Raw genomic sequence first — 14229 nt, forward strand, 5'->3', positions numbered from 1 at the left:
GGAATCATGACTCGTTTCACCCTTTTGCTGGCGCTGCTTGGCGGCGCGATTTGGACTCCCGTGAAAGCCGCCGAACCCACCCGCAGCCTGCACGCGTTGCAGGAGGATTTTGTGAACTTGCGATTTGGTATGTTCATTCACTTCAACATGCCGACGTTTTTCCCGGGGGATTGGCCGGATCCGGATGCTTCTCCGGAGGCCTTCACGCCCCGGCATCTTGACTGTGACCAGTGGGCAGAGGCGGCGGTTTCCGCACACATGAGTTATGGTTGCCTGACCACCAAACATCATAGCGGATTCTGTATTTGGGACACGAGGACGACGGATTACAGTTCGATGCATAGCCCAGTGAAACGGGATGTGGTGAAGGAGTATGTGGAGGCCTTCCGCAAGAGGGGGTTGAAGACGATGCTCTATTATTCGATGCTCGACACGCATCACCGGATTCGCCCGGGTCACATCAAGCCGGAGAATACGGAGATGATTCTGCAGCAGCTCACCGAGTTGCTGACGCATTATGGGGAGATCGATGCGTTGGTGATTGATGGCTGGGACGCGCCGTGGTCTCGGATTTCTTATGAGGAGATTCCGTTCGAGCGCATTTATCTGCACATCAAGTCCCTGCAGCCGAATTGCTTGGTGATGGACTTGAATGCCGCGAAGTATCCCGCGGATGCTCTCTTTTACGGGGATATCAAGCCGTACGAACAAAACGCTGGGCAGCACATCTCTAAGGAGACCAACCGGCTGCCGGCGATGTCTTGCTTGCCGTTGAATGGGGCATGGTTTTGGGAGCCGCGCTTTCCCGAGGAGCCGGTCAAAGATCCCCAGGAGTTGGTGGAAAAGAATTTGCGTCCCTTCAATGAGGCCTACTGCAATTTTATGCTCAACGTTTCGCCGAATGCCGATGGCAAGCTTGATGACAATGCGTTGGTGGCGTTGAAGGAGATGGGCGAGATGTGGGAGCCCTCGAAAAAGCGAATCCGGGTTCCGGACGGGATCGCGCCGATTGTGGCGTCGAACTTGGCCAAGGGGCGACCGGCAGAGTCGAGTTGGAGCGATGACATGTGGATCATGGATTTTGCGAACGACGATGATTTCGGGACATCGTGGATCTCGCACCCTTCCGTGGAGAAGCCATGGTGGGAGGTGGAGCTAGGGAAGGGAACCCGGTTCAACATGATCACTTTGTTTGAAGCCGAGCCGCGGGTCGAGTCCTACAAGCTTGAGTTCTGGGACGGAAGTCATTGGAAAACGTTGGCAGCAGGCCGCGGTGAGAAGCAGGGGAGGCTGACGGTGCATCGCTTTGAGGAGGTCGAAGCCGAGAAGGTGCGAATTGAGATCGAGAAGTTTCACGCGCCTCCGGTGATTGCTGAATTCGGGGTCTACCACGAGACTCGCTGAGCCGACTTCTCAGCGGGGGGGAACTGTGGGGAAACTGACACAGAATTCAGGTAGCGTCCCCCGTGACTGGGGGACGTTTATCGGGGGATGTGGAGATGGTTGATGTTGGTAGGGATCCTCGCGGTGACGGGAGGGAGTTGCGGTGCGGAAGAAGGCACAGCGGCAGGCATTTTGAGTCGGGGAACGTCCGCTGCGACGCCGTGGTTTGTGGTGGAAGGTAAGGAGCCGGGACCGTTGGTGGTGATCAGCGGCGGAGTGCACGGGGATGAGCCGGCGGGAGCGCGCGCTGCCGAACAGGTCCGCCACTGGAAGATCCAAAAGGGACGATTATTGGTGCTGCCGCGCGCGAATGTGACGGCGCTCGCGGCCGGAAAGAGGAAGATTCCTGGGGAAAATCGTGATCTGAATCGGAGTTTTCCGAAGGCTGGCGAGCAAGGAATGGCAGAGGGGACGATCGCGGAATCGATCTGGGAGTGGCTGCAAGCGCAGCGACCGGATTGGGTGATCGATCTCCACGAAGGCTACGACTTTCATGGACGGCAACCGGCGTCGGTCGGGTCGAGTATTATTGAGGCGGGAGGGAGTGAGGTGGAGGCGATGGTGCCGTTGATGTTGGAGGCGGTGAATGCGGAGATTGTCGATCCCCAGCGGAAGTTTCAGCACCTGCATCCGCCCGTGAATGGGAGTCTTGCGAGGGCTGCTGCGGCGCACTTGGGATGCCACGCAATGATCTTGGAAACCACGACGCGGGATCAGGCGCTCTCGCTTCGGGTGCGGCAGCATCGGACGATGCTGAAAGTGTTGCTGGAGGAGTTGGGGATGTTGGCAACGGATGCGCCAGATTATCCGCGTCCCCGGGAGGGAGCGTTTGCTGTTGCGTTGTTTGATGATGCGGGCGCGAGTGGATCGGGGCCGCAGCAGGTCGAAGCGACCTTAAGCAAGGTGCAGGGTGCCGAGGTGTGGAGGGTCGGCGGTGACGATGTGCGCGATGGCGCCTTGGCAGGTTTCGATTTGGTGGTGTTCCCAGGTGGGAGTGCCAGCCGCCAAGCCGAGGCATTGGGGGAAGGAGGTCGTGAGAAAGTCAGGACGTTTGTGCGGGAGGGAGGAGGGTATGCCGGAATTTGCGCGGGTGCCTATTTGGCGGCGACGAATTATTCATGGTCGCTGGGGATCAGCAATCATCGCACCTTCTGCGAGATGAGAGAAGTGCCCGGTCAGGGGGAGAAGAGCATGTGGTACCGAGGTCCGTCCTCGACCGTGGAAATGGAACTGACGGAGGAAGGCAGGAAAATGATGGGGAACATTTCGGGCGAATTGGGAGTCCGCTATCACAATGGGCCGATCATGTCGCCCGCGGGCGAGAGCGATTTGCCGGAGTTTCGGGTGTTGGCGCGATTCCGAAGTGAGGTCTCCCATTATGCGGTGCAGGAAGGAACCATGGAAGGAACGCCAGCGATTTTAGCAACGGAATGTGGAAGGGGGCGCGTGGTGTGCATCAGCCCTCATCCTGAATCGACGCCGGAATGGCGTCCAATGATGGCTCGATCATTGAGTTGGGCGGGTCGACAAGATGGGTGAGAAAGTTGGAAATTCTGAGAGGGTTTCGGAAGGAAGGTGGGTAAAGATCGACTGCCATGATGCAAATTTTGAGGAACTGCCTAGTCGCTGGATGGGTCTGCGGAGTTGTGGCCGGCGAGGAGCAAGCATGGGAGCCATTGTTTGTGGGTGTGGAGCACCGTGAGGTGACGCTGGAGAAACCTCGCAAGGTGAAAATCCATGAGGTGCGGGTCGATACTCAAGCCTCTGGAGTTCGGTTTTTTGTGACTCCCTCGAATGGAGACAAGCCGGGTGAGGTCGATGGAAGGGTGACGGGAGCCTTTTTGGAGGAGTTTGGCCTGGAGGTGGCAATCAATGGTTCGGCCTTCGATCCGGTAACCACTCCCGGCAAGCCTCTCGATATCCTGGGGCTTTCCATCGCAGATGGTGAAACGGTGAGTCCCGTAGATCTGGCGAGCGGGAATCCCGTTTTCTGGGTAGGGCGAGACGGGCGAGCGCATGTGGCGACGGACGAGGAGGCCATTGTTGAAGTTGCGAAGGACCCGCAAGTCGTGGTGGCATTGCAGGGCCACTATGGGAGGAATGCGGTGTTGGTGGATGATGCCAAGGTGGTGAGTGAGGGGCGCGACATCCATCCGCGGACGGCCGTGGGGGTCTCGAAGGATGGTCGATGGGTGCATGGTGTGGTGGTGGACGGTCGGCAACCTGGCTATAGCGAGGGCATGTCTCTAGTGGAGTTGGCGGAGTGGATGAAAGAGGCCGGGATCTGGGATGCGATGAATCTCGATGGTGGGGGATCGACGACTTTGGTGATTGCGGATGAGGCCGGAAAAGCCCGGGTGCTGAATCGGCCATCCGGGAGGCGACAGCGGAGTGTGGGGAACCATTTGGGGGTTCGAGCGGCTCGATTGACCGAGCGATGATCAAGAGGATTTTCTGCTGGAAGGTCTTCGGGAATTCCTTAGCGTGAGTGCTATGGAGATCCTGAAGGGAGTCTTGGTAGGGGCCTTGGGTGGGTTGGTGAGTTCGTGTTTTGCACTGCGCGGGACGAAGCACACTTACGTTTCAGGTGGGCAGGCGACGGTGGCGGGTGCGGAGCTGACGATGGCATTTCGGCCGGAGGGGAGTCGATCCGGCTCGGTGATGGTTTCCGCGATGGTGGTGGGTGGAGGAATGGCAACGCTCGAAGGCCCCTTTTCATGGAGGGTGGTGGCTGTGGGAACCGCAGGGGTGCATGAAGGGCTGGTGGTGCATCGGGTTCGCACGCGCACGACGAAGTCTGGACGTGACGAGTGGTATCCCTCTGCGGAATTGGGACGGAAGGCGGAATTCCGGCCATGGAAGGACCATGGGGGAAAGGTGCGCGCTCGGTACCCGATCCCCGGGCTGCTTAAGGTACAGCCCGAGGAGGACGGGAAGTTGGAGATGTGGGTGGATTTGAGTGTGAGAACGCGTTCGGGTGACACCCGAAAGACGGTTCACTTCGAGCTCGATCCCGCGGTGAAGGATGCGAGTCAGGTCGTCTTTTTGCCGAAGGAGGTGGTAGAGAGTTTCGGCCGGGAATGGGAGGATTGGGACGACCCGTTGTGGGAGTGATCCCTCACTTTTCTCCTAGGTAGCAGGCGAAGACGCTGTTTCGGTGAAGAATATCCCAGTGGGAGAAGCCGCATTGCTCAAGCAACCGAATTTGATAGGGAAGGGAGCGTGGGGAGTCTTCTTGATCGATGTAGGCAAAGACCCGGTCGCGATAGTCTTCTCCGCCGAGCGTTGTGAGGTAATCCCCGTAGTTTTGCCACATCTTTGCTTGCACCCTCGGATCATCGAACTCGACGAGGTCGGCAACGTAGAGCCTTCCTCCCGGGCGGAGCCAGCGATGAAGTTGGCGAAACACGTGAGACCAATCGTCATCCTCCCGCAAGTGGTGCAGGACGGCTCCGGCGAGGATGGCATCAAAGGAGTTCTCGGGAAGTTCGAGGTCGCGGAGATCGGAGGCGAGCGTGTGGATGGCTGTGGCGCCAGCATCGGCGACGCGTTTTCGTGCCCGCTCCAACATCGGTGTGCTGAGGTCGACGAGGGTGCAGTCCATGGTTCCGCATTCCTGCATCACGCGCAGGGTGAAATTGCCGGCACCACAACCGAGGTCGAGGAGGCGGTCTCCTGAGCGGAGGTGGGTGGAGGCGGTATGGGCCACGCGGTCGAGGACGAGGGGGGCATCGAGAGTGGCTTGTTGTCCGGTTTCTAGTTGGCTGAAGCGGTCGACATCGGCATCGAATCGGGCCCGGATTTCGTCGAGGGAGGATTTGCGTGAAAGGGGTGTCATGCAGAGAGGATGCCGTGATTTGGCTAATACCAGAATTGCTAATTGAGCATCGAATTGATGCAAAAAACGTATGAATCGACCGAGCGTTCGCGAGTTGGAATGTTTCGTGGCAGTGGCGGAAGAGTTGAGCTTCAGTCGCGCCGCGGTGAGGATGCATTTGAGTCAGCCTCCGTTGTCGAGGCAGGTGCGATCATTGGAGGAGCGACTGGGTTGCCGATTGTTTGAGCGGGATACGCGGAAGGTGACGCTGACTCCCGCGGGAGAGAAGTTGTTGCAAGAAGTCCGGCCGTGGTTGGGTGGATTGGATCGGATGGTGGACGAGGTGAAACGATTTGCGGCGGGGGAGACCACGCGTCTGCGTTTGGGATTTGTCGGTGCGCTTTTGGATGAAGATTTGGCGGGGGTGCTGGCTAAGTTCCGGGAGGGGCGGCCGAACTGTCAGGTGCAGCTGGAGGATCTTTCGCCGGCGGACCAAGAGTTGGCGTTGCAGGAGGGACGGATCGATGGGGCTCTGATTGGGGAGAGGCCGGCGAAGTTGTCTCAGGAATGGGTGTCGTTCACCTGGAAGCGTGAGCCATTGGTGGTGGTTTTGCCGAAGGGGCATCGCTGGGAGGATGAGCCATCGCTGAAGCTGGCGCAGCTGCGGGAGGAGCGTTGGGTGATGGTGGCGCGTGAGGGCGCCCCTGCATTTCGTCGGCAATTCGACGAGTGGTGTCGCCAGGCAGGTTTCGGGCCGCAGATCGTCCACGAGTCGAAACGGGTCGCTGCGGTGCTGACCTGGGTGGCGGCGAATCAGGGGATCAGCCTCGTGCCATCCGGGCTCACACGGATGCTCGATGCGGCTGTGGTGTTTCTCCCTCTGGTGGGAAAGCCCCGGCCGGTGTTGGCGCACGGCTTTGTCTATCGGCGCACGGCAAAGAACCCGGCGCTGCGGGAGTGGGTGAAGCTGCTGCGAGGATTTTCGATGGAGCCTCCTTAGAGGATGGCGAGCCTTCCGGAGGGCCATCCGGAAGGCTTTGCATGAGGTGGCCTAAGCGAGGTCAAAGCGATCGAGTTCCATCACTTTGGTCCAGGCGGCGATGAAGTCGTCGACGAATTTCGATTGGCTATCGGAGCAAGCGTAGACTTCCGCCAATGAGCGGAGGATGGAGTTGGAACCGAAGACGAGGTCGGCGCGGGTGGCACTCCATCGCGGGGCGCCGGTGCTGCGGTCGAGCCCTGCGAAGGCATTGCCGCAGGGAGATACGGATTTCCATTCGGTTCCCATGTCGAGGAGGTGAACGAAGTAGTCGTGGGTGAGGAGCCCTGGCCGATCAGTGAGCACGCCATGCGGGGTTCCCCCGGAGTTCGCTCCGAGGACTCGAAGCCCGCCGACCAGGACAGTCATTTCCGGCGCGGTGAGGGTGAGGAGCTGGGCTTTGTCGATGAGCAAGGCTTCAGCGGGGACGGGGATCGAACTTTGAAGATAGTTGCGGAAGCCATCTGCGACGGGTTCCAGCACTGCGAATGATTCGATGTCGGTTTGTTCTGCGCAGGCATCGGTACGCCCGGGATGAAAGGGCACTGTTACGGTGTGACCGGCGTCTTGGGCGGCTTTCTCGATGGCGGCGCCACCTGCGAGGACGATGAGATCCGCGAGGGAGATCTTTTTCTCACCGGATGCGGATTGGTTGAATTCGGCCTGAATGGCTTCGAGGACTTCGAGGGTTTGTGCGAGTTGGGCGGGTTGATTGACTTCCCAGTCTTTTTGGGGAGCCAAGCGGATGCGAGCTCCATTGGCGCCGCCGCGTTTGTCCGAGCCGCGGAAAGTGGAGGCGGAAGCCCAGGCGGTGGAGACGAGTTGGGCAATGCTCAGTCCAGAGGAAAGGATTTTGGACTTGAGGGCGGGGAGGTCGTCGGCATCGACGAGAGGGTGGTCGACGGTTGGGATTGGGTCCTGCCAAATGAGGTCTTCGGCGGGGACTTCTGGGCCGAGGTAGCGGGACTTCGGCCCCATATCTCGGTGGGTCAACTTGAACCAGGCACGGGCAAAGGCGTCGGCGAAAGCTTCGGGGTGTTCGTAGAATCGGCGGGAGATTTTTTCGTACTCGGGGTCGAAGCGTAGGGAAAGGTCGGTGGTGAGCATCGTGGGACGGTGCTTCTTGGTGGGATCGAAGGCATCGGGCACGCTGGCTTCGGCGTCTTTGGCGACCCATTGGTGGGCTCCGGCTGGGCTCTTGGTGAGTTCCCATTCGTAGTCGAAAAGGTTTTTGAAGAAGCCATGGCTCCACCGGGTGGGGGTCTGAGTCCAGGTGACTTCGAGGCCGCTGGTGATGGTATCGGCTCCTTTGCCGGATCCGTAGGTGCTGGACCAACCGAACCCTTGGTCTTCGAGGCCGGCGGCTTCAGGTTCGCGACCGACGTGGTCGGCTGGGCCGGCGCCGTGGGTTTTGCCAAAGGTATGCCCGCCGGCAATCAGTGCGACGGTTTCTTCGTCGTTCATGGCCATGCGGCCGAAGGTGTCGCGGATGTCGTGGGCGGCGGCGATCGGATCCGGATGGCCTTCTGGGCCTTCTGGATTGACGTAGATCAGTCCCATGGTGGTGGCCCCGAGGGGATTTTCCAGGCGGCGTTCGTGTTCGCTGCCGTGAGCATCGGGGTCGGCGACGAGGGCCCCTTCTTCCGAGCCGGGTTGGCTTTTTCCGTAGCGGAGGTCGGTGCCCAACCAACTGGTTTCGCTGCCCCAGTAGACGTCCTGGTCGGGCTCCCAAGTGTCTTCCCTGCCACCTGCGAAGCCGAAGGTAGGGAAGCCCATGGACTCCAGGGCGACGTTTCCAGCGAGGATCATGAGGTCGGCCCAGGAGATCTTGCGACCGTATTTTTGTTTGATGGGCCAGAGGAGACGGCGTGCTTTGTCGAGGCTGACGTTGTCGGGCCAACTATTGAGGGGAGCGAAGCGTTGTTGGCCGCGCCCGCCGCCGCCGCGGCCGTCCTGGATGCGATAGGTCCCGGCGCTGTGCCATGCCATGCGGATGAAGAGGGGTCCATAGTGTCCGAAGTCGGCGGGCCACCAGTCTTGGGAATCGGTCATCAAGGCATGGAGGTCGGCTTTGACGGCGGCGAGATCGAGGGACAGGAAGGCGTCGGCGTAGTGAAAGGTCGGTTCCATGGGGTCCGACTTGGTGGAGTGCTGACTGAGGAGTTCGACTTTCAGCCGGTTGGGCCACCAATCCTGATTGGAGGTTCCGTGGCCCGCAGTGCTGGTGCCGGGTGCAAATGGGCAGGAGGATTCGGTCGACATGGTGAGAGAGGGTGGAGTTGACGAAGAAGTGGTGAATGCAACTGGATGGCCGGCACGAAGAAGTCGCCCGGGAATCCCGATGAGATTGCTCGTTAGCCAAGCAAATTCTGGGGGCTGGGTGAAGGCATTGTTTGGTGCTGACGGAATGGGCACCCTTGGATTCGCGGCAGTCGGGTCACTATCGGATTGTCATGCCAGAGGAATCGCAGGGAGGATGGGAGCGATGAGAATGGCGGTGCACGGATTCAAAGGTTTGATGCGCGAGCAGGGCGTGCTGGTGGGGTTGATGGCCCTGATGGTGGGCTCTTTTTTGGTGCAGATTTTCGGTCCGGCGCGCTACGAAATGGCAGGGGTTTTGGTGCCGGCAAAAGTGATCGACAGTTTTCACCATGTGCGTGCTGGCCAAGGAGATGTGGCCGATGCGTGGCAGTTTTTCACTTTGCTGAGTTATGCCTTTCTCCATGGGGACGGATTCCACCTGACGGGGAATCTTTTGTATTTCTGGGGGTTTGGCGCGTTGGTTTCGGAGCTGTTGGGATGGCGTTGGATGCTGGGGATTTTTTTCATGACGGCAGTAGCGGCTGGGTTGGTGCATCTTGGATTGAATCGGTCCGATTTGATTCCGACTCTGGGCGCTTCCGGGGCGGTCTCGGGGTTCATGGGTGCTTACCTGGGGATGGCGTTGCGGTGGCATCTGCCCAATCCTCACATTTGGCCGATGGCGGAGCCGGTACCTCCGCACTATCTGGCTCTCCTGGCGGGGGGATTTGTGGTGATGGACTACTACTCGCAGTTTTCTGGCTCGGAGGAGGGCATTGCCTTTGGTGCGCACATTGGAGGTTTCACGATGGGGTTGGTGTTGACGGCCTTGGTGGTCCCGAAGCCTGCCCTCGCAGGGAAGCGGATCGGGTAGATCGAGTGGAGGTTGAGGAAAATTTGTGCGGCATGTCGGGTGCCGGGCACAGAAACGGCACGAGGGGATCAATCCATTTGATTCCGGTCCGGCTTCCGGTTGCGATGTCTCAAAGGAGTACTTCCTACCCGTCGTCATGTTTGCTCGGAAAATCCTGACTGCCCTCACCATGCTTGCCGCCGCTGCTTCCAGCGTATCTGCCCAGACGCCTCCCGATTGGGAAAACAAAGAGGTGTTTCGCGTTCATAAGGAAGCTCCGCACGCGGTGAAGATGCCTTTCCCGGATGCGCGAAGTGCGCGCACGATGTCGAGGATGGAGAGTCCGTGGTGCCAGATGCTGAATGGGGATTGGCAATTCTCTTGGGTGCCGGAGCCGTCCCAGCGTCCCATGGGATTCGAAAAGCCTGACTTTGATGCCTCGGGGTGGGACACTTTGGCGGTGCCATCGTGTGTGGAAATGCACGGCTACGGCACTCCCATCTATGTGAGTGCCGGGTATGTTTTCAAGATCGACCCTCCCAAGGTGATGGAGGAGCCCGATCCGAAGTATACTACCTTCAAGGAGCGCAATCCTGTGATGTCGTATCGGAAGACTTTCACGCTTCCTGATGCGTGGGAGAACCGGCAGACGATGGTGGTGTTCAATGGAGTGATTTCCGCATTTTACCTGTATGTGAATGGGGAAAAGGTGGGCTACTCCCAAGATAGCCGCACTCCGGCCGAATTCAATATCACCCCTTACCTGCACGAAGGAGAAAACCTGATCGCGGTGGAGGTCTACCGTTACAGCGATGGAACCTATTTGGAGGATCAGGATTTCTGGCGATTTTCGGGGATTTTTCGGGATGTGTATCTTTGGTCAGCGGCGGATCTCGATCTGAGGGATTTTGAGGTGAAGTCGGGTCTCACGGACGATTTTGAGAGGGGCACCTTTCAGGTGAAAACGACGACTCATCAGGCTGGGGGAGAAGCGGCCGGGTATGCGATTGAGGGACAACTGACAGACAGGGATGGTGCCACGTTGACGACTTTCCAACTTGCGGGAACGGCGCCCGCCAGAGGGGAAGAGGTCCTTGAGTCGTTGCCGACGGAATTGGAGATCGAGCCATGGTCAGCGGAGAATCCGAAGCTCTACACACTGCTTTTGACTCTCAAGGACGCGGAAGGAAGGGAGGTCGCCCACTACGCGTCGCGGATCGGCTTCCATCGATCGGAGATTCGCGATGGCAATTTGTGGGTGAATGGCCAGCCGGTATTGATCAAGGGGGTGAATCGGCATGATCACGACCTACGGACGGCCCAGTATGTCACGGAGGCGAGCATGCTTGCGGATTTGAAGGCGATGAAACGCCTGAATATCAATACGATTCGGACGGCCCATTATCCCAACGATCCTCGCTTCCTGGAATGGGTGGACGAGTATGGGTTCTACGTGATCAGTGAAGCGAACATCGAATCGCATGGCATGGGCTACGAGGAGGCTTCGTTGGCCAAGGATCCAAGTTGGCAAGCCCAGCATCTCGACCGGGTGAAGAACATGGTGGAAGCGTTCAAAAACCATCCATCGATCATTCTTTGGTCCTTGGGCAATGAGGCCGGCAACGGGATCAATTTTGTCCGTTGTGCGGAGTGGTTGCGTGAGCGCGACCCAAGCCGCCCGATTCATTACGAACAGGGCCGAATGGATGACTACGTGGATGTGTTTTCGCCGATGTATTATCCGATCGGCCGACTGGAGTCCTGGCTGGAAGAGGAAAAAGCCAAGCCGCTGGGTGAGCGCCGACCGATGATCCAGTGCGAATATAGCCACGCCATGGGGAACTCCTGTGGTGGTTTGGCGGATTATTGGGACGCGATTCGCCGCGAGCCGCTTCTTCAGGGCGGGAGTATCTGGGATTGGAAAGATCAGGGCTTTTTCAAGGAGATGCCGTTTCCTGGTGAGGGCAAACCGGCTCTCGCTGCCTATGATTCCGAGCGCTATTTGACGGCCGACGGTAAGCTTCAGGGTTTCGCGTATGGTGGCGACTTCGGAGACTATCCGAATAGTGATAACTTTGCATTCAATGGTGTGGTTCAGGCGGATCTAACTCCCAATCCCCATGCCAAGGAGGTGTTTCATCAGTATCGCAATTGGGTGGTGACGGCGGTCGATCGCTCCCTTTCCAGTCCGAAGGTCAAGGTGCTGAATGAGCTGTTCTTCACCACTCAGGAGAATCAGCCCTATCGTTGGTCTCTGTTGGAGGACGGCCGCGTCGTTCAGTCGGGCGAAGCGGTGCTGCCTCGGGTGGCACCCCAATCGGAAGTGGAGGTGACGGTTCCCGTGGAGGCATTCGAAGCCAAGCCGGGCGCTGAGTATTTCGTGCAATTCGAGTTTTTCCAGGGAGTGGATCGCCCATGGGCCACGGCAGACTATGTGGTGGCTGTGGAGCAGATTCCGCTGGATGGAGGCGTCCCTGCGAAATCAGAGAAGGTGTCGGGAGTGGCTCCGCAGATGGCGGTGAAGCAAGGTCGGACGACGATCACTGGTGAGGGCTTTGAGGCGGTCTTCGACGACTCGACGGGGCAATGTGTTGCCTATCGGCTTGGAGGGCAGGAGATGCTGGCTGGCCCCTTGGAATTGAATTTCTGGCGCCCGCCGACGGACAATGATCGGGGCAGTACGATGCCGAAGGACTGCGAGGTCTGGAGAGCTGCGGGAGCAGGGGCGACGGTGATTTCGCGAAGCCAAAAGGCCGAAGAGGGAGCGGTGGAATTGACCTATACATTGAAGATTCCTGTGGGCGAGAGCACGGCGGTGTGGAGCTATCGCGTTGCCAGTGGTGGAGCGCTTGAAGTGAAGCTTCATTTTACGCCGAAAGGGGAGAAGTTGCCGGTATTGCCGCGGGTGGGGATGAGCTGTGCTTTGATGCCCGAATATTCGGAATGGAGTTGGTATGGTCGCGGTCCAGAGGAGAACTACGTCGATCGGAATACCGGGACGATGGTGGGAGTATGGTCGGGGTCGGTGACGAAGCTCTGGTTCCCTTATGGTGAACCTGGCGAAACGGCCAACCGGACCGGGATCCGATGGAGTCGTTTTACACGGCCGGATGGCAAGGGCTTGGAGGTCCGTCCGAATGACGGTCAACTTCTGGAAATGGCCGCCTATCCATTCTTGCAAGAGGACCTGGAAGGCAAAGGACACCCGACCGATATTCCCTTGCGCGATCGGGTCACGGTGCAGATCAGCCACGTTCAGATGGGAGTAGGGGGAGAGAATTCGTGGGGTGCCTGGCCATTGGCAAAATACCAGTTCCCGGCGGACCGGAGCTACGACTACGCCTTTGTCATTGGGCCGATCGCGGAAGGGAGATAATGCGGGAGTTTCTGCGGGCAAGTGGCTTGACCGCAGCAAGGATTGACGGATGGGTGCGGGAGTCGCTGTTTCGCCATGAATCTCTCCCACCCTCCTGCTTTCGTTGTCTCTTTGGGCTTGTCCCTGCTGGTTTCCTGTGTGCGCGGCGAGCAGGCGCGGGATCCGGATCGGGCGGCGAAGGAAGAGCTTTCCCAAGAGCCCCCGGTGACGGTGAAAACTGCGGTGGGAGATCTGACGTTGCCGCCTCCTTATCAGACGGCTTCGGCGCGAAATTCGACGCGTCAGGTGGCTTGGCCGGAAGGGGTGACGCCGACGGCTCCGGAGGGATTCAAGGTCACGCGATTCGCGGATGCATTGAAGCATCCGCGCTGGGCTTATGTTGGCCCCAATGGGGATGTGTTCGTCGCCGAATCGAACACGCGGGGCAGTGCTGATCGCATCACGTTGTTGCGGGACCAGGATGGTGATGGAGTTCCGGAGGAGAGAATGGGGTTCGTGGAGGGATTGAATCAGCCATTTGGGATGCTGATTCTCGGAGGACGATTCTACGTCGCCAACACGGGGGAGCTTCTAAGTTTTCCCTACTCGGAGGGTTCGACGGAGCTGAAGGGGAAAGGGGAGAAGGTGTTGGATCTTCCCGCTGGAGGATACAACAACCATTGGACGCGCAATTTGTTGGCCTCGAAGGATGGGAAAAGGATCTACATCACGGTGGGTTCAGGGAGCAATGTGGGCGAGAACGGGATGGACGATGAGGAGCGCCGGGCAGCGATTTTGGAAGTCCGTCCGGATGGTTCTGGTGAGCGGGTGTATGCTTCCGGGCTGCGCAATCCTGTCGGTCTGGACATCCAACCGGTGACGGGGGAGTTGTGGACGGCGGTGAATGAGCGTGATGATTTGGGGGATGACTTGGTGCCAGATTACGTGACGAGCGTGAAGGAAGGCGGATGGTATGGGTGGCCGTATTCGTACTATGGATCTTTGAAGGACCCCCGGTGGAGCCATCTCCCACATGAGGAAAAGGTGAGTTCAGCGATCGTGCCTGACGTGCCGTTGGGGAGCCACACGGCGAGTCTCGGATTGGCGTTTTACACGGGGACGAGTTTTCCAGAGAAGTTTCATGGAGGCGCCTTTGTCGGGCAGCACGGTTCCTGGAATCGTTCGAAACTGGCGGGCTACAAGGTGGTGTTTGTGCCTTTTGATGGGCAAGGGCGGCCAGGGCAACCTGAGGATTTCTTGACGGGATTCATTGCGGATGAAGGGGCGAGTCAGGTGTATGGGCGGCCGGTAGGGGTGAGTTTGTTGCCGGATGGTTCGCTTTTGGTCTGCGATGATGACGCAGGGATCGTCTGGCGGGTGGCGGCGGAGTGATAGCTTGGGAGGCCCAGATTCGTAGCGAG

Annotated in this window: 10 protein-coding genes; 8 read left to right on the forward strand and 2 right to left on the reverse strand. The window is 58.9% G+C overall.

Features of this window, described 5'->3' with window-relative positions:
* The first annotated feature begins 6 nt into the window (after window positions 1-6).
* The 4 genes from HNR46_RS08830 to HNR46_RS08845 all read left to right on the forward strand — a co-directional run bounded on the left by HNR46_RS08830 (window position 7) and on the right by HNR46_RS08845 (window position 4557).
* Complete coding sequence (locus tag HNR46_RS08830; protein ID WP_184017882.1) at window positions 7-1404, forward strand: alpha-L-fucosidase; 1398 nt, start codon at window positions 7-9, stop codon at window positions 1402-1404.
* A gap of 87 nt (window positions 1405-1491) precedes the next feature.
* Window positions 1492-2982, forward strand: a complete 1491-nt coding sequence (locus tag HNR46_RS08835; protein ID WP_184017884.1) for a BPL-N domain-containing protein — start codon at window positions 1492-1494, stop codon at window positions 2980-2982.
* A gap of 56 nt (window positions 2983-3038) precedes the next feature.
* A complete protein-coding gene (locus HNR46_RS08840) occupies window positions 3039-3884 on the forward strand; it encodes a phosphodiester glycosidase family protein (protein ID WP_221285084.1) in 846 nt (281 codons plus the stop codon).
* A gap of 52 nt (window positions 3885-3936) precedes the next feature.
* Window positions 3937-4557 (forward strand): hypothetical protein, encoded by a 621-nt coding sequence (locus HNR46_RS08845; protein ID WP_184017887.1) that lies wholly within the window; start codon window positions 3937-3939, stop codon window positions 4555-4557.
* Between the two features lie 4 nt (window positions 4558-4561).
* On the opposite strand, the gene HNR46_RS08850 is transcribed toward HNR46_RS08845, so the two are convergent.
* Complete coding sequence (locus HNR46_RS08850; protein ID WP_184017889.1) at window positions 4562-5281, reverse strand: class I SAM-dependent methyltransferase; 720 nt, start codon at window positions 5279-5281, stop codon at window positions 4562-4564.
* A 70-nt stretch (window positions 5282-5351) separates the two neighbouring features.
* Between HNR46_RS08850 and HNR46_RS08855 the strand changes: the two genes are divergently transcribed.
* Window positions 5352-6260, forward strand: a complete 909-nt coding sequence (locus tag HNR46_RS08855) for a LysR family transcriptional regulator (protein WP_184017891.1) — start codon at window positions 5352-5354, stop codon at window positions 6258-6260.
* A 51-nt stretch (window positions 6261-6311) separates the two neighbouring features.
* On the opposite strand, the gene katG is transcribed toward HNR46_RS08855, so the two are convergent.
* On the reverse strand, window positions 6312-8561 hold the full coding sequence (gene katG, locus HNR46_RS08860) for a catalase/peroxidase HPI (protein ID WP_184017893.1): 2250 nt from the start codon (window positions 8559-8561) through the stop codon (window positions 6312-6314).
* Between the two features lie 223 nt (window positions 8562-8784).
* On the opposite strand from katG, the gene HNR46_RS08865 reads away from it, so the two are divergent.
* From HNR46_RS08865 to HNR46_RS08875, 3 genes are all read left to right on the forward strand, one after another.
* Window positions 8785-9474: a rhomboid family intramembrane serine protease gene (locus tag HNR46_RS08865; protein WP_221285085.1), complete on the forward strand. Its 690-nt coding sequence runs from the start codon at window positions 8785-8787 to the stop codon at window positions 9472-9474.
* Window positions 9475-9610: 136 nt separating this feature from the next.
* Window positions 9611-12829 carry a glycoside hydrolase family 2 TIM barrel-domain containing protein gene (locus HNR46_RS08870; protein ID WP_184017897.1) on the forward strand — a complete coding sequence of 1073 codons (3219 nt, stop codon included), beginning with the start codon at window positions 9611-9613 and terminating at the stop codon, window positions 12827-12829.
* Window positions 12830-12904: 75 nt separating this feature from the next.
* Window positions 12905-14200, forward strand: coding sequence for a PQQ-dependent sugar dehydrogenase (locus tag HNR46_RS08875; RefSeq protein ID WP_184017899.1), 1296 nt, complete (start codon window positions 12905-12907; stop codon window positions 14198-14200).
* Window positions 14201-14229: the final 29 nt, after the last annotated feature.

The organism is Haloferula luteola (assembly GCF_014201715.1).
GTDB classification, from domain to species: Bacteria; Verrucomicrobiota; Verrucomicrobiia; order Verrucomicrobiales; family Akkermansiaceae; genus Haloferula; species Haloferula luteola.